This is a genomic window from Lentzea xinjiangensis (genome assembly GCF_900110955.1).
GTDB lineage: Bacteria > Actinomycetota > Actinomycetes > Mycobacteriales > Pseudonocardiaceae > Lentzea > Lentzea xinjiangensis.
Genome location: NZ_FOFR01000002.1, coordinates 608,026 through 629,508, shown reverse-complemented (window position 1 = coordinate 629,508; position 21,483 = coordinate 608,026). Strand labels below are relative to the sequence as shown.

The following is a 21,483-nucleotide window of genomic DNA, read 5'->3' as shown; positions in this document are numbered from 1 at the left end:
ACAGTAGCGTCTCGTCCAACTCGGGCCGCACTTGTATCTGAGACGGCCCCTCCCGCACCTGTTGAAGTGACGAGGTCAGCACGGGAGAAGGAGGGGTATGCGGAGCAAAACCGGACTCGAGTTCGGCGTGCTCGGACCACTCCAGGTCCTCGCGGACGGACGGCTCGTCCACCTGGGCCGGCGCGGCATGCGCGGCCTGCTGGCCATGCTGGTCGTCGAGGCGAACCGACCCGTCTCGATCGACCAGATCGTCGACGCGCTCTGGACGGACTCGCCGCCCGCCACCGCGCGAACGATCGTGCACGGTTACGTCTCCCGGCTGCGCAAGGTGCTGGAGGAGGCCGATCCCACGCGCTCGGCGACCATCCGCACCACGCCGACCGGGTACCAGCTGACCGTGGACCCCTGGCGCCTCGACCTGCACCGCGCCCGGCAGCTCGTGGCGTCGTCCCGCGGCAAGCCCGCCGCCATCAGGGCGGGCTTGCTGCGCGAGGCGCTGGGGCTCTGGCGCGGGCCGGTGCTCGCCGACGTGCCGGGCGACCCGATGACCTCCGACCTCGAAGAGCTGCGGCTCTCGGCACTGGAGGAGCGCATCGACGCCGAGCTGGAGCTCGGCCGCCACCTGGAGCTCGTGGGCGAGCTGCGCGGGCTGTGCACCGAGTACCCGTTCCGCGAACGCCTGGTCGCGCACAGCATGCGCGCCCTGTACCGGTCCGGGCAGCGCGCCGACGCCCTCGAGACCTACCAGCGGTTCCAGCGCCGCGCGGCGGACGAGCTGGGCATCGACCCCGGTCCCGAGCTGCGGCTGCTGCAGGAACAGGTGCTGCGCGACGATCCGGCGCTCGCCGTGGTCGGCCCGGTCGAGTCGCGTCCCGTCGCACCGCGGGCGGGGATCGTGGCGCCGGCGCTGCTGCCCGCGTCCGCGACCCGGCTGTTCGGGCGCGACGACGACAAGGCGTGGCTCGACGACCTCTGCGCCGCCAGGAACCTGCTCGCGACGACCGTGGCGGTGCTGACCGGCCCGCCCGGTGTCGGCAAGAGCGCCCTCGCGATCACGTGGGGCCACGAGAACTCCGAGATGTTCCCGCACGGCGTGCTGTTCGCGTCGCTCGGCGACGCCGAACCGGGCGAGGTGCTGACCAGGTTCCTGGTGGCGCTGGGCGTGCCGGCGGACGGCGTGCCGGTCGCGGTGGAAGACCGCGTCGGGCTGTACCGGTCGCTGCTCAACCGCCGCCGCGTGCTGGTGGTGCTGGACGACGCCACGGCCGTCGAGCAGGTCCAGCCGCTGCTGCCGCCGGGGTCCGGCTCGGTGGTGCTGGTGACGTCGCGCAGCCGGCTGGAACGGCTCGTCGTCACGAACAGCGCCCGCGTGCGCAAGCTCGGCCCGCTGGACGACGACGCGGCCCGTGAGCTCGTGGACGAAGTGCTGGGCAAGCCGCTGTCGGCGGAGGACCCGGCGGCGGCGCGCAAGCTCGCCGAGCTGTGCGGCGGGCTGCCGCTGGCACTGCGGGTGGCCGCGGCCAAGCTCGTGATCAGTCCGGAGTGGACCGTCGAGGAGCTGGTGGGGGAGCTGGCCGACGACGGGCACCGGATGCGCGGCCTGAACCTGCCGGAGGCGGGGGTGGGGGTGTCGCGGGCGCTGGACCTGTCGACCCGCGACCTGCCGGCCGACCTGGGCGAGGTCTTCACGTCGGTGGGCTTGGCGCCCGGACGCTGGATGTCCTCGCACGCCGTGGCCGCGCTCACGCGCACCCGCGTCGAGTCGGCCCGCGACCGGCTCTCCCAGCTCGTCGGGGTGAACCTGCTGGTCGAACCGTGGCCGGACGGGTACACGATGCACGAGCTGGTGCGCCTGCACGTGCGCGGGGCGGGCCGGTCGGACCGGGACTCGTTGCGGCGCCTGGTGAACTACTACCTCGTCGCCTGCGACCACGCCCGCCGCGCCATCCGGCCGGCCAGGGACGGGCTGGACTTCGCGTTGGGCGACAACGGGTCCACGCCGTTGCCGGCCTACGGCGACCCGATCGCCTGGTTCGACCGGGAGTGGCCCAACGTCGTCGCGGTCGTGCACGCGTCCGCCGAGGCGGGCCTGCACGACCAGGTGTGGCAGCTGGTGAGGCTGCTGCACACCTACGCGACCGTGCGCGCGCTCACGGGGGAGTGGGTGGCGCTGGTCGGGTTCGGCCTGGCCTCGGCCGAGGTGACGGGGAGCCGCCTCGGCCAGGTCCTGATGCTGGACACGGCCTACACGACGAACGCCCGGCTGGGACGCCCCGTCCTGCTGCCGGACGCCCGCCGTGCGCACCGGCTCGCGGTGGAGCTGGGCGAGCGCCAGTACCTGGTGCTGACGCTCGCCCAGCTCGCGGACGTCCTGTTCCGGTTGGAGCAGCACGACGAGGCGCTGCTGCACTTCTGGGAGTCCGTGCAGCTCGCCCAGCAGTCCGGCGACGTCGTCGGCGAGGGCCACGGGCTCAACAACGTGGCGCAGGTCGAACAGGCCCGCGGCCGCGTGGAGGTCGCGTTGCAGCACCAGGCCCACGCGGTCGAGGTGTACCGCCGCTCCGGCGACCAGGTGGCGTTGCTCCGCGGGCTGGCCAACCTGGCCGAGCTGCACCTGCAGGCGGGCTCGCTGGACCAGGCGGAGTCGCTCGCCAGGCAGGTCGTCGACCAGGCCGCCGTCGCCGAGGTGACCCACCTGGAGGGCTTCGGCCGCCACGTGCTCGGCGGGGTGTTGCTCCGACGGGCGGAATGGGTTGCCGCGGCGGCGGAACTGACCGAGGCACTGCGGTTGTTCTCGCAGGTCAACTCGGCACGGGCGATCGAGGTGCGGGCCGCGCTGGACGCGCTGTCCTCCGAGGTTTAGCGGGCGTTTAGTCGACTGGTCCCAAAACATGGGATGTTGGACGTGCAGGTCGCCGAGTGGGGGATTACCGAGGGGGTAAGGCGCCTGCACCTGGAAGGCCCGACCGGCATTCGGGGGAGAGTGCCGGTCGGGCTCTCTGCTCTTGCTAGCTCTCCTCCGCGCACAGCGCGAACGGCAGCAGCTCCGGCCGCTTCGGCACCAGGCCGTCGCCCATGGACTCACCCCGCAACTGCCTGCCGATCCACGGCACCACGTGCTCGCGCGCCCATTTCAGGTCGGCCTTGCGCTGCGTGACCCAGTCGGTGTGCACAAGTGCGGGCCACGGCTCGCTCCACGCCTGGTCGTTCGTCAGCCCGAGCACCTCGGCGGCCTTGAGAGCGACCCGCTGGTGCCCCTCCGGCGAGAGGTGCAGCCGGTCGGCGCTCCACGCGCGACGGTCGTGCAGCACGTGCATCGACCAGAGGTCGACCATCCGGCAGTGGTAGCGCTCGGCGATCGACCACAGGTGCGCGTTGTAGATCGCCACCTTGCCCCGCAGGCTCCTGAGCAGGGGCGTGCTGCGCGTGTCGAAGCCGGTGAAGATCACGACGTCGCAGCCGGCGGCCCGGAGGTCCGCCACCGCCACCTCGTAGACCTCGGCCAGCGCGTCCGGGTCGCTGTTGGGCACGAGGATGTCGTTGCCGCCCCCGCAGAACGTGACGAGGTCGGGCTTGAGGGAGATCGCGAGCGGCACCTGCTCGTCGATGATCTCCTGCAGCATCTTGCCCCTGATCGCGAAGTTGGCGTACCGGAAGCCCGGCGCGTTCTGCGCGATCATGCTGGCCAGGCGGTCCGCCCAGCCCAGGTAGGTGTCTCCGGGTCCAGGGTCGTCCATGCCCTCGGTGAAGCTGTCCCCCAGGGCCACCAGACTGTTCCATCGCAGCAGCACAACATCCCCCTTCTTGCGCACTCCTCGCCCGATTCTGCGGCCCCGGTCGCGTCCGCGGGTCCGCTTTCCCGGTTTCGTCGGCGGCTTTCGGCCGCGGGCGACTGGTCAGCATGCACAAACAACCGCTGGTTACGCCACCGTCGGTTACGGCATCGTAGGGTTCATGGCTGTGGGTGACGATTCTTTTACCACTCGATCGAGGGAAGCTCGAGTGAGTTCGGGGGATTCGTCCAGTTCGATCGCTACCTTCTGCCGGGTGCGTTCTGGTTTGCCGCTTCCCTCCATTTCTCTTGGCGTAGCGCTTGTCACAGCCGGGGCTCTCGCCGGGGTGGTCCTGAGCACCGGGCCGGCCGCCCGGCTCGGGGAGCCGTCCGGGGCTGCTCCGTCCGAACCCTCCGTGGTGGGAGGGGATCAGCCGCCCATGGAGTTCACCCCTTCCGCCACCGTGGCGGCGCGGTCGTCCTCCCGGGCGTCATCGGCCGGTCGGCCGGTGGTGACCACCTCGCCGCCGCATTCCACGCCTGTGGTCACTCCGGAGGTGCCGGTGGTTCGGGAGAGCGTCATGGGGACGACTGTTCTGCCTTCGGAGTTGCCTGGTGTGTCCGCTGGGCCGGTTTTGTCGGTTGAGCCTTCTGAGTCGGTTGTGGCGGTGCCTTAGGGCTTTTCTGGTTCGTACGTGGCCACTTCGTACTTGTCACTCGCGATGTCGGGAGCCGACGCCTCATTGGGGCAAGACGGCTGGCCTGCGGCGTCGCCCGGGCAGTGGGCTTGGGCCGGAAACGCGGGGCCCCCGCGTTCCCCTCAGGGGAACGCGGGGGCCCCGCGTTTCCGGTGCCGGTCATCGCCTCCAGAGGGGGCTGGGTCAGCCGCTGGCGGCCACGTTCAGGGAGGTGGGGACGTGGTCGTCGTAGGCCGAGCGCAGGCGCAGTTCCGCGGCCGGTGCGGCGCCGATGGTGTCCAGGCCCAGCAGGGCGGCGCCCACCACCGGGGGGAGGTCGACCACCCTCACCCTGGCCGCGGGGGCGATTCTCAGGACCTGCTCGCGGACCGGGACCAGGACGGTGTCGCCCGTGCCGGTCATGACGCCGCCGCCCAGGACCACGTCCACGGCGTCGTTCACCAGGTCCAGCTTTCGCAGGGACACGGTGGAAAGCAGGACGATCTCCTCGATCAGGCGATCGACCACCGTTTGTGCCACGGCGTCGCCTGCCGCCGCCACCTCGAACAGGATCGGGCAGAGGACGTGCGGGTCGAACCTGACCTCCTCGAAGTGGAGTTTCTCCACCACGTCGAGGATCGAGGACTCGCCGTAGTGCTGGAGCAGGGCGGGGAGCAGTTCGGTGGGCCTGCCCCTGCCGTCCTCCGCTCGGACCGCCAGCCAGAGGGCCTGCTCGCCCAGGTGGCCGCCGCCGCCCCAGTCGCCGGAGATCGGGCCCAGGGCGGGGAAGCGGTGGGTTCGGCCGTCGGCTGCCACGCCCACGGCGTTGATGCCGGCGCCGCAGACCACCGCCACGCCCACGCCGGCCGCCGTGCCGGACCTCAGCAGGGCGAACGTGTCGTTGCCGACCACCACCGAGGGGGACCAGCCCCGTTCGGTGATCGCTCGCGTCAGGTCCTCCTCCTCGCGGGGGAGGTCGGCTCCCGCCAGGTAGGCGGCGGTGTGCGTGGCGATCGGCTCGTCGGGGGACAGGCCCGCCTGGGCCGCGGCTTCGCGGGCCAGGCCTTCGAACACGTCCAGGCCGCGCTTCATGCCCACGGTCTGCGGCGGGGCGCCGGGGCCGCGGACCTGCGCCAGCACCTTGCCGTTCGCGTCGACCAGCAGGACGGCGGTCTTGCTGTTGCCGCCGTCGATGGCCAGCACCCGGTCGGTCATCGTCGTCAAGCTCCCTTCACCCACGGCAGCAGGTCGCGGTTCTGCGCGATCAGCTCGTCGGCCAGCCGGTCCGCGATGGCGTGCTGGCCGATCAGCGGGTGGGCGAGCAGCGCGTTCGCCACCCGGTCGCGGCCACCGCGGACCGCCGCCTCCAGAGCCAGGTGCTCGTACGCGGTCACGTGCGAGATCAGGCCGGAGATGGCCGGTTCCACGGGGCGGACCGGCAGCGGCACGCCACCGGATGAGTCCACAGTGGACGACACTTCGACCACGGCGTCGTCCGGCAGGAACGGCAGGGCGCCGTTGTTCCGCACGTTCACCACGTGCCGCTCGGCGCCCGCGCCACCGGTCAGGGCGTGCACGAGCTGCACGGCCGCCTCGGAGTAGTACGCACCGCCGCGCTGCCCGAGCTGGTCCGGCTTCGTCACGACCGACGGGTCGCGGTAGATGTCGAGCAGCTCCTCCTCGACCGCCGCGACGACCTCGGCGCGCGGTGGTGAGCCGAGCTGCTTCTGCAGCACGGCGTCGTGGTTGTAGAAGTAGTTCAGGTAGTACGACGGCACCATGTTCAGGCGCCGCATCAGCGCGCCGTCGATGCCGATGTGCTCCGCCAGGCCCTCGACGTGGTCGGCCAGCAGCTCCGGCAGGCGGTCGACGCCGTCGACGAGCACGCCGCGCTCCCACGTCAGGTGGTTCAGGCCGACGTGCTCCAGCTCCACAGTGGACGGATCGACGCCGAGCAGCGCGGAGGTCCAGCGCTGGAACGTGATCGCCACGTTGCACAGGCCGATCGCCCGGTGACCGGCCTGCAGCAGGGCGCGCGTCACGATGCCGACCGGGTTCGTGAAGTTCACGATCCAGGTGTCCGGCCCGGCGATCCGGCGAACCTCGTCCGCGATGTCCAGGACCACCGGCACGGTCCGCAGGGCCTTCGCGAGACCTCCCGCGCCGGTGGTCTCCTGGCCGACGCATCCGCAGGCCAACGGGAACGTCTCGTCCGACGCGCGAGCCTTCTGGCCGCCCACGCGCAGTTGCAGCAGCACCGCGGCCGCACCCTCGACGCCCTCTTCGAGCGACGTGGTGGTGCGCACCTTCGCCGGGTGGCCCGCGTGCTCCAGCAGGCGGCGGCTGAACGGGCCGACGATGCCCAAGCGGTGCTCGTCCGGGTCGACCAGGACGATCTCGTCCACCGCCAGGCTGGTGCGACGGCCGGCGATGCCGTCGACCAGCTCGGGTGTGTAGGTGGAACCGCCTCCGACGACGGTGAGTTTCATGTGCAGTCCTTCGAGAAGATTCCGTCCGACGGGGCGGGGAGGAGACGAACCCCTGCTGAACAGGGCGCAGATCGCCGGTCAGCCGTCAACGCGCCGTGGTGTTCAGCCACCGGCCCGGTGGGGTCGAGCAACGGCTTGATAGCTTGTGAACGGCGAATGGGCAGGTGAAGCGTGCGTTCCGGTATCGCTTCTACCCGAGCGAGACGCAGGCTGTGGAGCTGTCGCGCACGTTCGGATGTGTCCGCAGGGTCTACAACCTGGCGTTGCACGTTCGTGCCGAGGCATGGGCGCAGCGCGGGGAACGGATCGGTTACGGCGCCACTTCGGCGCTGCTGACTGCCTGGAAGCGCACCGAGGAGCTGGCGTTCCTCAACGAGGTGTCGGCGGTACCGCTCCAGCAGACGCTGCGACATTTGCAGATGGCTTTCGCGGGCTTCTTCGCCAAGCGTGCCAGGCATCCGCGGTTCAAGTCGCGCAAGAAGTCGCGCGCCAGTGCCGAGTACACGCGCTCGGCCTTCCGCTGGCGGGATGGCGCGCTGACGCTGGCCAAGATGGCCGAGCCGCTGGACATCCGTTGGTCGCGGCCACTGCCCGAGGGGGCAGTGCCCTCGACGGTGACCGTGTCGCGGGACGCGGCAGGCCGCTGGTTCGTGTCCATGCTGTGCGAAGACCCGAGCGTGACTCCGCTGCCCGTGGTGGATTCCGTGGTCGGGATCGACGTCGGCATCGATCACCTGCTGGTGCTGTCGACCGGCGAGAAGATCGGCAATCCCCGGCACGGACGCCGGGACCGGACCGCGCTGGCGAGGGCCCAGCGAGCCCTGTGCCGCAAGCAGAAGGGCAGCCGCAACCGGGCCAGGGCACGCGTCGGAGTCGCTCGCGTGCACGCCCGGATCGCCGACCGGCGATCGGACTTCCTGCACAAGGTCACCACTCGGCTCGTGCGTGAGACCCAAACGCTCGTGATCGAGGACCTGGCCGTGTCCAACATGGTTCGCAACCGGAGCCTGGCCCGCGCCATCGGTGACGCGGGATGGCGACAGTTCCGGCAGTTGCTGGAGTACAAAGCCGGCTGGTACGGACGGCAAGTGATCGTGGTTGATCGCTGGTTCCCGTCGTCCAAGCTGTGCTCGATCTGCGGCGTGCTCGCGCCGACGATGCCGCTGCACGTGCGCACGTGGACCTGTGGCTGCGGCACGACCCATGATCGGGACGTGAACGCGGCACGCAACATCTTGGCCGCGGGGCTGGCGGTGTCGGTCTGTGGAGCCGGTGTAAGACCTCAACGGAACACTCCGGGCGGGCTGTCGGCGACGAAGCAGAAACCCCGCGGCGCGAGCCGTGGGAATCTCCTCGTGCACGAGCGGGAGGAAGTCAACCCTTGACTCCCGTGAACGTGATTCCCTTGACGAACGACTTCTGGGCGAAGACGAAGAGCACGACGGCCGGGATCATCGTCAGGAACGTCACCGCCATCGACGAGTTCCACTGCACGATGTGCATGCCCTTGAACGTCGCCAGCGCCAGCGACAACGTCCACTGGTCCTTGACCTCGCCGGTGTAGAGCAGCGGACCGAAGTAGTCGTTCCAGGTGAAGAGGAAGCAGAACAGCGCCGTGGCCGCGATGCCGGGCTTGGCCATCGGCACGATGATCCGCACCAGCGTCTGGAACTCCGAGCAGCCGTCCACCCGCGCGGCGTCCACGTAGGACTGCGGGATGGTGAGCATGAACTGGCGCAGCAGGAAGATGCTGAACGCGTCGAACAGGAAGTACGGCACGATCAACGGCCACAGCGTGCCCGTCAGGCCCAGCGAGGACCAGGTGTCGTACAGCGGCACGGCCACGACCTGCGGCGGCAGCATCATCGCGCCGATGACGAGCAGGAAGGCCACGTTCCGCCCGCGCCACCGCAGCTTCGCCAGCGCGTAGGCGGCGGGGATCGACGAGATCAGCATGCCGAGCGTCGCGAGCAGCGAGTAGGTGAGGCTGTTGACCAGGTACCGCAGCAGCGGGGCCTTGTCGAAGACCTCGACGAAGTTCTCCCAGTGCCACTCGCGCGGCCACAGGTCCGCGGTGAACGCCTGGTCGTCCGACATCACCGCGGTGAGGAAGACGAACACGACGGGCGTGGCGAACATCAGGCCGAGTGCGAGGCCGATCGCGTGCGTGGCGACCCAGTGCAGGAGGCCGCCGGCGTTGCGCTCGCGGCGCGGCCGCACCGGGTCCGCTGGTGCGTCGACCGGTGGTTTGGTCAGCGTGGCGGTCATGCTCCCGGGCCTCCTTCCTCGGCGGTGGAGTTCTTGCGCATCCGCTGGACCAGCACGATGGTCACGGCGAACGAGATGACGAACAGGACGGTGGCCATCGCGGCCGCGTAGCCCATGTCGAAGTAGCGGAAGCCCTGTGTGTAGAGGTAGACCGGGAACGTCAGCGTGGAGTTGTCCGGGAAGCCGAGGTACTTGGTCGAGCCGGTCGCGTCCGCCGCTCCCGAGCCGGCCGACCCCGCGACGACCGCCTGCGTGAAGAGCTGAAGCGCGAGGATCACCGAGTTCACGACGCCGAAGAGCAGCACGGGGGAGATCGTCGGCAGGGTGACGTGCCACCAGCGGCGGATCGGGCCGGCGCCGTCGAGCTCGGCGGCCTCGTACTGCTCCTGGGGGACGTCGAGGATCGCGGCCAGGATGATGATCATCAGGTCGCCGGAGATCCACAGCATGATCGCGGTGATGCCGGGTTTGGCCCACGCCGGGTCGGAGAACCACAGCGGGGAGTCGATCCCGAAGACCCCGAGCAGGCTGTCCACCGGACCGCCGTTGGGGCGCAGCACCATGAAGAACACGAGCGTCGCGGCCACCGGCGGCGCGAGCGACGGCAGGTAGCAGAGCGTCCGGATCAGCCCGACGCCCGACCTGAGACGAGCGATGACCGACGCCACGCCCAGCGCGAACACCGTGCGCGCGATCGTGAGCACCACGACGAACCACAGCGTGTTCGTGATCGCCTTGGTGAGCAGGGGGTCCTTGAGCATGAACGCGTAGTTGTCGAGGCCGTTGAACTCCGGCGCGTTGATCAGGTCGTACTTCGTGAAGCTGAAGACGACCGTGGCGACCAGCGGGTAGCCGAAGAACAGGACGAAGCCGATGAGTGCCGGGGCCATGAACCCGAGCACGGCGAGGCGGTGGCGGGCACGGGCCCGCCCCCTGCCGGGGGCGGGCCTCGCGCCGAGCGTGGCGGTCATCGCGCGGGTCCCTACTTGCCGCTCTTGGCGATCTGGTCGTCGATGTTCTTGTCGACTTCCTTCAGGCCCGCGGCGAGGTCCGCGACCTTGCCGGACTGGTAGGAGACCGAGAAGTCGGTGACGGCCTTGATGTGCGCGTCCCCGATGGGGGTGACGGGGTTGCCCTTGAGCTTGTCGCTCCTGGCGAGGTCGATGAACGTCTTGAACTGCTCGTCCACCTCGAGCTTCGGGCTGTCCATGGCGGCCTTGGTGCTCGGGACGTTCTTGATGGCGTTCGAGAGGTCGACGATCGTGTCGGTGTCGAACGACAGGTGCTTGATCAGCTCCCACGCGGCGCCGGGGTTCTTGGCGCCCTTGGGGATGCCCATGATCGTGCCGGTGGTGAACGCGGTGCCGTAGTCGGCGGGCTTCCAGGTCGGGAACGGTGCCGTGCCGAACTTGACCTGCGGCGCCTGCGCCTTGAGGAAGGCGGTCCGGTACTCGCCGTCGATCATCATCGCGATCTTGCCCTGGTGGAACGCGTGGTCGGCCGAGTACTCCTGGCCGAGGCCCGCGCGGAAGCGCTCCAGCCGGTCGTAGCCGTAGAAGTCGACGAGCTTCTTCTGGAACGTCATCATCTCGGTGAAGCCGGGCGAGCTCGCGAGCGAGGACTTGCCGTCCTTCTCCCACTCCGCGCCGAACGACGGCGCGAGGATGGTCGGGCGGTTGGCGTAGAAGCCCATCGTGGGCAGGTAGCCCGCGACCTCGATGTCACCGTTCGGCGCCTTCCTGGTCGCCTTCACGGCCGCGTCGTACAGCTCGTCGAGCGTCTTCGGCGGGGTCGTGACGCCGGCGCCCGCCAGCAGGTCCTTGTTGTAGTACATGGCGTAGACGTCGGTGAGCATGGGCATCGCGCAGCGGTTGCCCTTGTACTCGGTGTACTCGCGGACGGCGGGGCTGATCTGCTCCATGTCGACCTTGTCGCGGTCGATGTAGGCCTTCAGCGGCTGGAACGCGCCGGAGGAGCAGAACTGCCCGATGTTGTCGGTGGTGAACGACAGCGCGACGTCGGGCGTGTTGCCCGACCGGATGCCCGCGGTGATCTTGTCGTCGTCCTGCGAGCCCTCGTGCTTGATCTCGATGTTCGGGAACTTCCGGTTGAACGTCTTGAGGGCCTTGGTGACCTCTTCGTACTCGCGGTCGGCGTAGTTGCTCCAGACCGTGAGGGTCAGCTTGTCGTCCTTGCCAGGAGCAGCCGCGGCGTCGGAGCTCGCGCCGCCGCCCTTGCCCGCCGCGCACGCGGTGAGGGTCAGCGCTGTAGCCATTCCTGCGGCGACGCAGAGCAAGGCAGCACGGGTGTGCTTGCGCATGTGCACTCCTTCTCGATCAACGTGGGGACCCGGCGACCGCAGGGCCGCGGAATGGAGCCGTGGTGGCCGCCGGCAGGCCGAACACCTGCTCGCGTGCGACGGCCAGCGCCGAGTGCAGTGCGCCGCTGCGCACCGGTTTCCCGGTCACCAGCGCGAGCTGGACGGGTGTCCTCGGCACCACCAGTTGCCGCAGTTCCGCGGCAACGAGGTCGTTCAGCGTGGTCCCGCCTGCCTGGGCGATGTCGCCGGACAGGAGGACGAGCTCCGGGTCGAGCACCGCGACGACGCCCGCCACGCCCGTGGCGATGCGTCTGGCGAGATCACCCAGGAACTCCCGGCCCGCGGGCCCCGCGGCGAGCGCCTTGCGCACGGCGCCGTGGCCGTCGCGCGCGGCGAGCCCGTGAGCCCTGGCGAGCCGGCAGATCGACGCGCTGCTGAGCAGCTCCCCGTACGTGCCGCCGGAGCGGTCGGTGCCGGTGCCGGCGACCGCGCGGTCGGGGATCATCAGCCCGTCGATCTCACCCGCGCCGCCGGAGGCGCCGCGCAGCAGCGCCCCGTTGATCACGACGGCGGCGCCGACGAGGTCGGCGGGCCACATGACGACGAAGTCGCGCACCCCGGTGGCCCGTCCGGCGATCATCTCCTCCAGTGCGACCAGGTTGACGTCGTTCTCGACGCTCACCGAGGTCGCGAGCCGCTCGCGCAGCCGGCCTGGCAGGTCGAAACCGCTCCAGCCGGGCAGGTGCGGCGCGTAGGCGAGCTCGCCGTTCGCGGGGTTCACCGCTCCCGGGCAGCCCACCACGACGTGCAGCAGCTCGTCGGCGCTCAGGCCCGCCCGCGCGCACGCCTTGCCCACCGCGCTGACGAACGCGTCGAGCACGCCGTGCCTCGCGGGCATCGGCGCCCGGTGCTCGGTGAGCACGGCGCCGGAGATGTCCGCGACCGCGATGTCGACCGTCTCGGGCGTGAGGTCGACGGCGGCGACGTGGGCCAGTGTCCCGTTGACCGACCAGAGCTGGGCACGGGGTCCGCGCCCGCCACCGCGCAGTCCGTCGCGGACCACGGTGCCGGCGGTCTCCAGCCGGGTGAGGAGCTGTGCGGTCGCCGGCTTGGACAGGCCGATCAGGCCCTCCAGCTCCGACCTGGTCAGCGGGCCGTTGCGCAGCAGGGCCTCGACGGCGGCGCGGTCGTTGATCTCCCGCAGCAGTCGTGGGCTCCCGGCGCGCATTCGGTCCGCTCCTGTCTGTTAACTTTCCAGACGATTTCGGGAGACGGTAGTGACCTGGTTCACGGCGGTCAATCCCCGATACGGGTCCGTTACCTCACTTAGGTTCACCTAAGGCACTCTGGAACCATGACGGACGTGCGCCAGGAGTCGCTGGTATCACTGCTCGGAGGCCGAGGCGGCGCCCTCGACGCCTCCCTGCCTCCGCTGGCGTTCGTCGCGGGCTGGCTGATCTGGGACCACTCGATCGGCGCGGGTGCCGTCGCCGCCGTGCTGTGCGGCGTGGTCATTGGCGTCTTCCGCTTCGTGCGCGGCGAGAAGCCCCGCGCCGTGGTCCTGTCCGTCCTGCTGGTCGTGGCGGCGGCGCTGATCGCCCTCTACACCGGCCGCGTCGAGGACTTCTTCCTCATCCAGCTACTGTCCAACGCCGCCTCGGCCCTGGCCTGGGCCGGGTCGATCGCGGTGCGCTGGCCGTTGCTCGGCGTCGTCGTCGGCACGATCCTCGGGCAGAAGACGCGGTGGCGGCGGGATCCGGCGCTGCTGCGCGCGTACTCCATCGCCTCGTGGCCCTGGGTCGGGCAGTACGTGCTGCGCGTCGCCGTCTTCACGCCGTTGTGGCTCGACGCCCAGGTCTTCTGGCTGGCCACCGTGCGGGCCGCGATGTCGTGGCCGCTGCAGATCGTCTGCATCCTGGTGTCGGGGTGGGTGCTGCGGCGGGCGCTGCCGGACGGGCACCCCGGGTTCCGGCACCCGCAGGTGCCGGAAGCCGCCTCGTAGGTCAGCGGCTGGTCGCGAGCCTCAGGAAGGCCGACCACGCGTCCGCCGACACGGGGATGTGGGTGGTCGGCGCCTTGCTGTCCCGGATGCCGACGCTCCGGCCCACCTCGACGCAGTTGTTGCTGCTGCCGCTGTAGCTGCTCTTGCGCCAGGCGGTCATTGGAGGCCCTCCAAGATGTTGTCGATCACCGCCCTCGATTCTTCCTCACTCAGGGCGACGGCCGCGAGAGCCGTCAGGATGTCCTCGTGGATCTTGACGGTCTCCGGGTCGTCGAAGAACAGGCAGTAGTTGACGCTGTCGGCGTAGACGACCGGCGGGTACTTCGGGAACTTCATCAGGCAGAAGTCACCGCACGTGCCCGCGTGCATGCCTGCCGACCGGGGAACGACCCGGATGCTGAGGTACTGCCGCACCGACATCCTGAGCAGGTGGGCCAGTTGCTCGCGCCACACCTCGATGCCGCCGACCGGTAGTTCGAGCGCCTGCTCGTGCACGAGGAAGACGAACCTGCGGCCGGGTTCGAGGATGCTCGCCCTCGCGGCCCTGGCGGCGGCGACCGCCGGGACGGCCTCGGCCTCGATCACGGGTGAGTGCCCGGTGACGACGTGGCCGTAGTCGGGTGTCTGCAACAGGCCGGGCACGATGACCATCGACCAGGCGATGATCTCCTCGGCGTCCCGCTCGTGCTCGATCAACGTCCGCACCTGGTCCGGTACGCCGTCCTTCGGCATCTGGAGCCAGGCGCTGCCCGCCTCGTGGAACAACGACAGGAGGTGCTCCCGCTCCTCCACCGTGGCCTGGCAGTACCCGAGCAGCAGCAGGACGTCCGGCTCGCTCACGCCGCCCTTGCCGAGCGTCAGGTCGGAGATCTTGGCTTCCTGCCAGCCGAGCAGCTCGGCGAGCCTGCGGTGGGTGAGACCCGTCCTGGCGATGACGGCGCGAACGCCGCCGCCGAACTCCCGTCCCACCACGCTGGACGATCTTTTGGGCATGGCGGGAAGGTAGGCCCGGTACGGCTTTCCGCTCCACCGTTTCCGGCCGGATGTGCCTGAAGGTGGGAGCGCGTGGAGCGGCTCCATGTTCGCGATCTTGCGGTGGGAAGCCCCCGCCCGGCTCGACGGGGAAGCGCGTCAGGACACCGGGCGTGGCGCCGTCGGTCCGAGCACGTCCACCGCCGCCAGCCAGGCCGCGCCGGCGGCCCCCTCCGTCGCCATGATCACCTGGGCGTTGCAGCGGGTGACCAGCTCCTGCTTGAGGTGCGTGCCGACCGGCGTCTTGATCAGGCTGCCGACCAGCACGATCGGTGACGTCTCCGAGGGCTCGCGCACGGCGGACGCGATGTCGGCGAGCAGGCGGGCGGCGGACGCCACGATCGCCAGCGCCTCGGGGTCGCCGTGGTGGTAGGCGGAGCTGACCAGCGGGGCGAACTGCGCCAGCGCGATCGGCGGCCGGCTGTTGACGGCGTTGATCAGCTGGCCGCGGTTGCGCGCGCTCGCGGTGGTCAGGACCGCGGTGGCCAGGCCTTCCAGGGGTGCGCCGAGGTCGAGCAGCCGCAGCGTCGCGCGGACGGCCTCGCGGCCCAGCCAGAACGCCGAGCCGTCGTCGCCGATCAGCCAGCCGTAGCCGCCGGACTGGCCCACCATGCGGTGGCCGGAGATCCGGCCCGCGATGGAGCCGGTGCCCGCCACCAGGACCGTGCCGTCGGGAGACGACGTGCCGGTGGCGAAGGCCGCCTCGCAGTCGGTGACCACGCGCATCGGGCAGTGCAGGCCCGCGCGTTCCCAAGCTGCCCGGAAGAGGTCCAGCACGGCGGGATCGGTCATGCGGGAGGCGCCCGCCATGCCCAGGACGCCGGAGCGGACCCGGCGCGAGTCCAGGCCGTCCAGCGCCTCCGCCAGTGCCTCGCCGATGTGGGCCGCTGCCACCGACGGCGGGTGCGAGTTCGGGTTCGCGCCGCCCGCCACGCCCTGACCCAGGCGGGCGCCGTCGAGGTCCAGCACCAGCGCCCTGGTCGAGGTACCGCCCGCGTCGAGTCCCACCACCAGGTCCATGACGACCGAGTATGCCGAGAGTCGGGGGCAGTGAGGCACACCCAACCGGGTGTCACCTGGTCAGGGCGCGGTTACCGCTCGCGTTGTGGTGGAAGAACACCAGCGATCCCGGCGGGATGCGGTCACCCCGTTGCACCACTGTGGACAGTTCAGGCACGATCAGGTCGTAGTCGAACACGGCCGCAGGGGCGACATCGACCAGGTCGTCCGAATCGGCGGGCGCGGTGTAGTTGCTGCGCATGCCGACGGTGTAGCTCACCGGGCCAGGTGGCAGCACCGACCGCGACACCGGCAGCACGACGACGTCGCTGTCGAACAGGTTCGTGTCGACGGAACCGTCGAAGCCGTTCAGCGGTTGCTCGTCGACGACCTCGCCGGTGCTCACTACCTTCGTGCGCGCGAACCAGACGTCGGCCGTCACGCCGCCGCCGTTGGACTGCTTCACGGCCCTCGTCACGAAGTCCTTGCCGCCCACCGAGAACCGCACCTCCGGCTGGGTGTTGCCGGCGACGTTCGCCCACGTGTCCCAGGTCGCGACGCCGAACGCCAGCAGGTCGCCGGTCGCGGTGGCGCCCACGTGGCGCAGGTCGCCGCTGCGGGCCGTGCGGTTCACGGCGCAGCCGTCCTGCACGTCCGGGCCGCAGTCCGGCAGCCGGGGAGAGCTCGCGCCGAGCCGCAGCACGGTCATGCGCGCCCGGTAGTCGGGCTGGTCGAGGCCGTACCCGGTGACCCGGTCGGACGTGAGCCCCAGCCGGGACACCGGCTTCGGCGCCGCGTAGACGGGCACCTGCAGCGAGCGGTCGCCCGAGAACAGCACCAGCCCGGACGCCTCCGCGAGGTGCTGCCGCCCGCCGGCCAGCGAGACCGTCGGGTCGGGGGTCTTGCGCAACGCGTCCGGGCCGGCGATCCGCAGCCGCACGGTCACCGTCTCCGTCCCGCCCGGCGGCAGCACCACGCGCGGCTTCATGACCTGGAACGACACGCCCGGCACGGTGGTGATCGGCTCGTGGCGGGCGTTCAGGCGGACGGTGCTCGTGCCCTTGTTCACCAGGCGGATCGTCCGGAGGTCCGTCAGCGGGGTGGCCACCTCGACCGTGCCGAACGCCGCGTCGCCCAGCGCGAGCACGTCCGCCGACAGCGCCGCGAGCCCGTCCACCCGGCCGGAGCCGACCCTCATCGGCGCCTCCCGCACGCCCGAACCTGACCGGACGACGCCGGAGGCGGTGTTCACCAGCGCGGCCTTGACCTCGGCGACGGTCCAGTCCGGGTGCGCCTCGCGCAGCAGCGCGGCGATGCCCGCCACGTGCGGCGCGGCCATCGAGGTCCCGCCCATCGACGCACCGGAGGACGCCGTTCCGGACGCGGCGGAGAAGATCGTGTCGCCCGGCGCGGCCACCGCGATCGACGAACGCGAGCGCGACGAGGACGGTGTGATCGTGTCCGCGATCGAGGGCTCCACCGACGGCACCGCGAGCTTCAGCGACGAGGTCAGGCGCACGGTCAGCGTGCCGCCCTCCAGCGCGGGCCGCAACGCGCGGGAAGCGGCCTCCGTGAGCTGGAACGCGGGGATGTGGGCGTTCCCGGCGATGGCGGCCGAGAACACCGGCAGCGTGGTCGGCAGCAGCACCCCGGCCGCCCCTGCCCTCCACGCGTTGTCCGTGCGGGCACCGCTGCCGCAGGCGCGCGTGGCGTCGTCGTCGTCCCACTCCAGCCAGACGATCTTGCCGGTCAGCGGGGTGGGGATCGGCTGGCAGCCGTCCGCGCCGGAGGAGAGCCGCACGACGGGCAGCGTGAGGTCCAGCGGCCCCTTGTAGGCCTGGCTGTACTGGCCAGGCCACCGCCGGCCCAGCGCCTCCAGCCCGTCCAGCATCGCGAACGCGTCACGGCTGTTCGCCACGGAGATCGCCTCGGGCGTGTTCGCCGGTGACCCGGCCACGTCGTAGAGGTCGCCGCCGTTGCCCGCCGCCGCGACGACGACCACGCCGTGTTCCACGAGCTTGCGCACGAACAACGAGTCGGGGTCGTCGGCCGCCCCGAAGTCGCCGCCCAGCGACAGGTTCACCACGTCGAGCTTGTCGGAGAAGTCGCCGTCGCCGTCGGGGTCGAGCGCCCAGTCCAGCGCCTGCGCGGTCAGGGTCGTGCCGCCGCCGCAGCCGAACACCTTCAGCGCGTAGAGCAGCGCGCGCGGAGCCGTGCCCGGCCCGATCTTCATCGAGTCGAGGTCCACCGACGAGTACGACCCGCGGTAGGTGCTGCCGTCGGCGTTGACGCCGAACCCGGCCGCGGTTCCGGCGACGTGCGTGCCGTGCCCCTGGCAGTCGAGCGGGTCGGCGTCCGGCGCGGGCACCGCCCCCGGCTTGCCCGTGTACGCGTCACCCGCGAAGTCGTGGCCGCCGACGACCTTGGCGTTCGGGAACGAGCCGCCGCCGAAGGCCGCGTGCCGGTAGTCGATGCCGGTGTCGACGATGCCGATCCGCACGCCGTCGCCGAAGCGGCCGAACGACTTCCAGGCGTCGGAGGTCCGGGTGAGGCGGGCGGCGTGGGAGTTGGTGAGCTGCTTGGGCACCATCCGGTGCACCGCGCGGACCTCCGGCAGGCGCGCCAGGGCGGGCACCCGTGACCTGTCCGCGGCCAGCACCACGCCGGGGACGGCGTTGGTCGTCCGGGCGATCTCCCGCCCGCCCGACCGCGAGAGCACCCGCGAAGCCTGCGCCGAGGTCCTGTCCCGTGCGGAACGGGCCTGTGCCGCGGTGCGGGTGTCGACCGCCGCCGCGGAGTTCAGCTCCACGAAGACGGTGACGGGCTCCACCGGGGCCGATGGGGTGAGCAGTGCGCCGGCCAGGAGCGACGCGGCCGCCAAGTGCATGATCATTTCTTCCTATTCATCGGACGACTTCTCGCCGAGACCTAGACGCATGTGCCCTTGCAGGGCTATACATCCGATGTATTCGTGCGGTGTGACCAGAGGAGGAACGGCCGTGCAGCTCTTGCGCCTCGGGCCGGTCGGCGATGAACGTCCTGCAGTGCGGATCGGTGACGGGACCACCTACGACCTCCTGCCGATCACGCCGGACGTCGACGGCGCGTTCCTCGCGAACGACGGGGTGGCGCGTGTGCGGGCCGCTCTCGACGCCGGCGAGCTCGCGGCCGTGGACGTCGAAGGCGTCCGGATCGGGCCGCCGCTCGCGCACCCCGGCAAGGTCATCTGCATCGGCCTCAACTACCGCGACCACGCGGAGGAGACCGGCGCGGACATCCCCGCCGAGCCGGTGGTGTTCCTCAAGACGCCCGACACGATCGTGGGCCCGTACGACGAGGTGCTCGTTCCGCGCGGGTCGGTGAAGACCGACTGGGAGGTCGAGCTCGGTGTCGTGATCGGACGCACCGCTCGTTACCTCGACTCCGCCGAGGACGCTCTGGCCTGCGTCGGCGCGTACGTGCTCTCGCACGACGTCTCCGAGCGCGAGTTCCAGATCGAGCGCGGTGGGACGTGGGACAAGGGCAAGAACTGCGAGACGTTCAACCCGCTCGGTCCCTTCCTCGTGCCCGCCGACGAGATCCCCGACCCGCAGAACCTCGACATGCGGCTCTGGGTCAACGGTGAGATCAGGCAGAACTCGTCCACCAAGAACATGATCTTTCCGGTCGCGGAGGTCGTGCGCTACCTCAGCCAGTTCCTTGTCCTCCGACCGGGTGACATGATCAACACTGGTACCCCCGCCGGTGTCGCGCTCGGCCAGCCGGAGCCCAAGCCGTACCTGCGCGCCGGTGACGTCGTCGAGCTGGAGATCGAGGGCCTCGGCAGGCAGCGGCAGATCCTCGGGCAGGCCTGAACCATGCCCAAGATCATCGAACTGGACGTGCTGGACATCAGGTTCCCGACATCGCGCGAGCTCGACGGCTCCGACGCGATGAACCCGGACCCGGACTACAGCGCCGCGTACGTGGTGCTGCGGACCGACGAGGGACCCGAGGGCCACGGGCTCGCGTTCACCATCGGCCGCGGCAACGACGTCCAGGCCGCCGCGATCAGGGCGCTGGCGCCGCACCTCGTCGGCAAGGACGTGCCGGAGGACGCGAAGGCGTTGGCGGAGCTGTACTTCGAGCTGATCGGCGACTCGCAGATCCGCTGGCTCGGCCCGGAGAAGGGCGTCGCGCACATGGCGATCGGCGCGGTCGTCAACGCCGCGTGGGACCTCGCCGCCCGCCGCGCGGGGCTGCCGGTCTGGCGGTTCCTCGCCCGCATGACGCCCGAGGAGGTCGTCAGCCTCGTCGACTTCCGCTACCTCTCCGACGCGCTGACGCCGGACGAGGCGCTGGGGATCCTGCGCGCGGCCGAGCACGGCAAGGCCGAGCGGGCGGACACCGTTGCGCGCGAGGGATATCCGGCGTACACGACGTCACCGGGCTGGCTCGGCTACTCCGACGAGAAGCTCGCGACGCTCGCGCGCCAGGCCGTCGCCGACGGCTTCGACATGATCAAGCTCAAGGTCGGCGGCAGCCTCGACGACGACGTGCGCAGGATGAAGCTCGCCCGCGAGGTCGTCGGTGACGACGTGCGCGTGGCGGTGGACGCGAACCAGCGCTGGGACGTCGGCACGGCGGTGCGCTGGATGCGCGAGCTGGCGCCGTACGACCCGTACTGGATCGAGGAGCCGACCTCGCCGGACGACGTGCTGGCGCACCGCGCCATCGCGGACGCGCTGGCCCCGATCCGGGTCGCCACCGGCGAGCACGTGCAGAACCGCGTGGTGTTCAAGCAGCTCCTGCAAGCCGGCGCGATCGACGTGCTCCAGCTCGACGCGTGCCGGGTCGCCGGCGTGAACGAGAACATCGCGATCCTGTTGCTGGCCAGGAAGTTCGACATCCCGGTGTGCCCGCACGCCGGCGGCGTGGGCCTGTGCGAACTGGTCAGGCACCTGTCGTTCTTCGACTACGTCGCGGTCTCCGGCGAGGTGGGCGACCGCGTGATCGAGTGGGTCGACCACCTGCACGAGCACTTCCTGGACCCGGCCGTCGTCGAGCGCGGGCGCTACCTCGCGCCCGCGCGGCCGGGGTTCTCCGCTCAGCTCAAGGACGAGACGCTGGCCGACTACGTCTACCCCGGGGGTCCGGTGTGGACGGTGCTGGAGGAGCGAGGATGACCGACTTCGAAGGACTCGTCGCGATCGTCACGGGCGGTGCGTCCGGCATCGGGCTCGCAACGGCGAAGCTGCTCTCGTCGCGCGGGGCGACCGTCGTGGCGCTCGACCTCGTCCCGGAGGTGCCGGACCCGCTCACCGGGATCCGCGCGGACGTGTCGGACGACGAGAGCGTCGAGGCGGCGGTCGGCGAGGTCGTGCGGCGGTTCGGCCGCCTCGACGTGGTGGTGAACAACGCGGGCATCGGTGCCCAGGGCGACGTCACGGCCAACACCGACGACGAGTGGTCGAAGGTGCTGGACGTCAACGTCGTGGGCATGGCGAGGGTGTCCCGCGCCGCGCTGCCCCACCTGCGGAAGTCGCCGTCCGCGGCGATCGTCAACACCGGCTCGATCGCTGCCTGGGCCGGCCTCCCGCAGCGCGCTCTCTACTCGGCCAGCAAGGGCGCCGTGCACTCGCTGACGCTCGCGATGGCCGCCGACCACCTGCGCGAGGGCATCCGCGTCAACGCGGTCGCCCCCGGCACGGCGGACACCCCGTGGGTGGGCCGCCTGCTCGACTCGGCACCGGACCCGGCCGCCGAACGAGCCGCGCTCGAGGCGCGCCAGCCGCACGGCCGGCTCGTCACCGCCGACGAGGTCGCGGGAGCCATCGCCTACCTGGCGAGCCCGCTGTCGGGATCCACCACCGGCACGGTCCTCGCCGTCGACGGTGGCATGCACGGCCTGCGCTTGCGTCCCCAGCAGTCATGAAAGGCAACTC

General features: G+C 70.9%; 18 protein-coding genes. 6 read left to right on the top strand and 12 right to left on the bottom strand.

All coding sequences use genetic code 11. The annotated features are described in order from the left end of the window. Window positions 1–97 precede the first annotated feature (97 nt). A complete protein-coding gene (locus BMW88_RS08425; protein WP_089950011.1) occupies window positions 98–2,863 on the top strand; it encodes an AfsR/SARP family transcriptional regulator in 2,766 nt (921 codons plus the stop codon). A gap of 145 nt (window positions 2,864–3,008) precedes the next feature. On the opposite strand, the gene BMW88_RS08420 is transcribed toward BMW88_RS08425, so the two are convergent. The 4 genes from BMW88_RS08420 to BMW88_RS08410 form a co-directional block, all read right to left on the bottom strand. After that, window positions 3,009–3,767, bottom strand: coding sequence for an SGNH/GDSL hydrolase family protein (locus BMW88_RS08420; RefSeq protein ID WP_342714978.1), 759 nt, complete (start codon window positions 3,765–3,767; stop codon window positions 3,009–3,011). Between the two features lie 435 nt (window positions 3,768–4,202). After that, window positions 4,203–4,355 carry a hypothetical protein gene (locus BMW88_RS41720; RefSeq protein WP_177220995.1) on the bottom strand — a complete coding sequence of 51 codons (153 nt, stop codon included), beginning with the start codon at window positions 4,353–4,355 and terminating at the stop codon, window positions 4,203–4,205. A 298-nt stretch (window positions 4,356–4,653) separates the two neighbouring features. Then, window positions 4,654–5,664 carry an N-acetylglucosamine kinase gene (locus BMW88_RS08415; protein WP_089950271.1) on the bottom strand — a complete coding sequence of 337 codons (1,011 nt, stop codon included), beginning with the start codon at window positions 5,662–5,664 and terminating at the stop codon, window positions 4,654–4,656. Between the two features lie 5 nt (window positions 5,665–5,669). Further along, window positions 5,670–6,938, bottom strand: a complete 1,269-nt coding sequence (locus BMW88_RS08410; RefSeq protein ID WP_089950009.1) for a 6-phospho-beta-glucosidase — start codon at window positions 6,936–6,938, stop codon at window positions 5,670–5,672. 164 nt (window positions 6,939–7,102) lie between these two features. On the opposite strand from BMW88_RS08410, the gene BMW88_RS43150 reads away from it, so the two are divergent. Then, window positions 7,103–8,323, top strand: a complete 1,221-nt coding sequence (locus BMW88_RS43150; protein WP_089950008.1) for an RNA-guided endonuclease InsQ/TnpB family protein — start codon at window positions 7,103–7,105, stop codon at window positions 8,321–8,323. Here the strand turns inward: BMW88_RS43150 and BMW88_RS08400 are convergent. From BMW88_RS08400 to BMW88_RS08385, 4 genes are read right to left on the bottom strand one after another with little or no spacing between them, the layout of a single operon-like run. After that, a complete protein-coding gene (locus BMW88_RS08400; RefSeq protein WP_089950007.1) occupies window positions 8,313–9,206 on the bottom strand; it encodes a carbohydrate ABC transporter permease in 894 nt (297 codons plus the stop codon). The two genes, BMW88_RS43150 and BMW88_RS08400, sit on opposite strands and share 11 nt — an antisense overlap. Then, a complete protein-coding gene (locus BMW88_RS08395) occupies window positions 9,203–10,177 on the bottom strand; it encodes a carbohydrate ABC transporter permease (protein WP_089950006.1) in 975 nt (324 codons plus the stop codon). The genes BMW88_RS08400 and BMW88_RS08395 overlap by 4 nt, the downstream gene beginning before the upstream one ends. Before the next feature lie 11 nt (window positions 10,178–10,188). Beyond that, window positions 10,189–11,526 (bottom strand): ABC transporter substrate-binding protein, encoded by a 1,338-nt coding sequence (locus BMW88_RS08390; protein WP_089950005.1) that lies wholly within the window; start codon window positions 11,524–11,526, stop codon window positions 10,189–10,191. 16 nt (window positions 11,527–11,542) lie between these two features. After that, on the bottom strand, window positions 11,543–12,754 hold the full coding sequence (locus tag BMW88_RS08385; protein ID WP_089950004.1) for an ROK family transcriptional regulator: 1,212 nt from the start codon (window positions 12,752–12,754) through the stop codon (window positions 11,543–11,545). A gap of 126 nt (window positions 12,755–12,880) precedes the next feature. On the opposite strand from BMW88_RS08385, the gene BMW88_RS08380 reads away from it, so the two are divergent. Next, a complete protein-coding gene (locus BMW88_RS08380) occupies window positions 12,881–13,528 on the top strand; it encodes a DUF3159 domain-containing protein (protein WP_089950003.1) in 648 nt (215 codons plus the stop codon). Between the two features lies 1 nt (window position 13,529). Here the strand turns inward: BMW88_RS08380 and BMW88_RS08375 are convergent, their stop codons facing one another. The 4 genes from BMW88_RS08375 to BMW88_RS08360 all read right to left on the bottom strand — a co-directional run bounded on the left by BMW88_RS08375 (window position 13,530) and on the right by BMW88_RS08360 (window position 18,452). Next, complete coding sequence (locus BMW88_RS08375) at window positions 13,530–13,688, bottom strand: DUF397 domain-containing protein (protein WP_089950002.1); 159 nt, start codon at window positions 13,686–13,688, stop codon at window positions 13,530–13,532. Further along, the gene (locus BMW88_RS08370; protein WP_177220994.1) at window positions 13,685–14,521 is read right to left on the bottom strand and encodes a helix-turn-helix domain-containing protein; all 837 of its coding nucleotides are present in this window, start codon (window positions 14,519–14,521) and stop codon (window positions 13,685–13,687) included. Before BMW88_RS08370 ends, BMW88_RS08375 begins: the two co-directional genes overlap by 4 nt. A gap of 138 nt (window positions 14,522–14,659) precedes the next feature. Then, entirely contained in the window at window positions 14,660–15,580 is a 921-nt protein-coding gene (locus BMW88_RS08365; protein ID WP_089950000.1) for an N-acetylglucosamine kinase, read from the bottom strand. Between the two features lie 52 nt (window positions 15,581–15,632). Beyond that, a complete protein-coding gene (locus tag BMW88_RS08360) occupies window positions 15,633–18,452 on the bottom strand; it encodes a S8 family peptidase (protein ID WP_089949999.1) in 2,820 nt (939 codons plus the stop codon). Window positions 18,453–18,558: 106 nt separating this feature from the next. On the opposite strand from BMW88_RS08360, the gene BMW88_RS08355 reads away from it, so the two are divergent. Genes BMW88_RS08355 through BMW88_RS08345 form a run of 3 tightly spaced genes read left to right on the top strand, consistent with a single transcriptional unit; the run spans window position 18,559 to window position 21,473 of the window. Further along, window positions 18,559–19,413 carry a fumarylacetoacetate hydrolase family protein gene (locus BMW88_RS08355; RefSeq protein WP_089949998.1) on the top strand — a complete coding sequence of 285 codons (855 nt, stop codon included), beginning with the start codon at window positions 18,559–18,561 and terminating at the stop codon, window positions 19,411–19,413. A gap of 3 nt (window positions 19,414–19,416) precedes the next feature. Beyond that, window positions 19,417–20,724: an enolase C-terminal domain-like protein gene (locus tag BMW88_RS08350; protein WP_089949997.1), complete on the top strand. Its 1,308-nt coding sequence runs from the start codon at window positions 19,417–19,419 to the stop codon at window positions 20,722–20,724. Next, window positions 20,721–21,473, top strand: coding sequence for an SDR family NAD(P)-dependent oxidoreductase (locus BMW88_RS08345; RefSeq protein WP_089949996.1), 753 nt, complete (start codon window positions 20,721–20,723; stop codon window positions 21,471–21,473). Before BMW88_RS08350 ends, BMW88_RS08345 begins: the two co-directional genes overlap by 4 nt. Window positions 21,474–21,483: the final 10 nt, after the last annotated feature.

Coding starts and splice junctions, on each gene's coding strand:
- BMW88_RS08385 (WP_089950004.1), bottom strand. CDS start 12,754: ATGCGCGCCGGGAGCCCACGACTGCTGCGGGAGATCAACGACCGCGCC.
- BMW88_RS08390 (WP_089950005.1), bottom strand. CDS start 11,526: ATGCGCAAGCACACCCGTGCTGCCTTGCTCTGCGTCGCCGCAGGAATG.
- BMW88_RS08370 (WP_177220994.1), bottom strand. CDS start 14,521: ATGCCCAAAAGATCGTCCAGCGTGGTGGGACGGGAGTTCGGCGGCGGC.
- BMW88_RS08400 (WP_089950007.1), bottom strand. CDS start 9,206: ATGACCGCCACGCTGACCAAACCACCGGTCGACGCACCAGCGGACCCG.
- BMW88_RS08365 (WP_089950000.1), bottom strand. CDS start 15,580: ATGGACCTGGTGGTGGGACTCGACGCGGGCGGTACCTCGACCAGGGCG.
- BMW88_RS08425 (WP_089950011.1), top strand. CDS start 98: ATGCGGAGCAAAACCGGACTCGAGTTCGGCGTGCTCGGACCACTCCAG.
- BMW88_RS08395 (WP_089950006.1), bottom strand. CDS start 10,177: ATGACCGCCACGCTCGGCGCGAGGCCCGCCCCCGGCAGGGGGCGGGCC.
- BMW88_RS08360 (WP_089949999.1), bottom strand. CDS start 18,452: ATGATCATGCACTTGGCGGCCGCGTCGCTCCTGGCCGGCGCACTGCTC.
- BMW88_RS08415 (WP_089950271.1), bottom strand. CDS start 5,664: ATGACCGACCGGGTGCTGGCCATCGACGGCGGCAACAGCAAGACCGCC.
- BMW88_RS08350 (WP_089949997.1), top strand. CDS start 19,417: ATGCCCAAGATCATCGAACTGGACGTGCTGGACATCAGGTTCCCGACA.
- BMW88_RS08410 (WP_089950009.1), bottom strand. CDS start 6,938: ATGAAACTCACCGTCGTCGGAGGCGGTTCCACCTACACACCCGAGCTG.
- BMW88_RS08345 (WP_089949996.1), top strand. CDS start 20,721: ATGACCGACTTCGAAGGACTCGTCGCGATCGTCACGGGCGGTGCGTCC.
- BMW88_RS08380 (WP_089950003.1), top strand. CDS start 12,881: ATGACGGACGTGCGCCAGGAGTCGCTGGTATCACTGCTCGGAGGCCGA.
- BMW88_RS41720 (WP_177220995.1), bottom strand. CDS start 4,355: ATGACGCTCTCCCGAACCACCGGCACCTCCGGAGTGACCACAGGCGTG.
- BMW88_RS08375 (WP_089950002.1), bottom strand. CDS start 13,688: ATGACCGCCTGGCGCAAGAGCAGCTACAGCGGCAGCAGCAACAACTGC.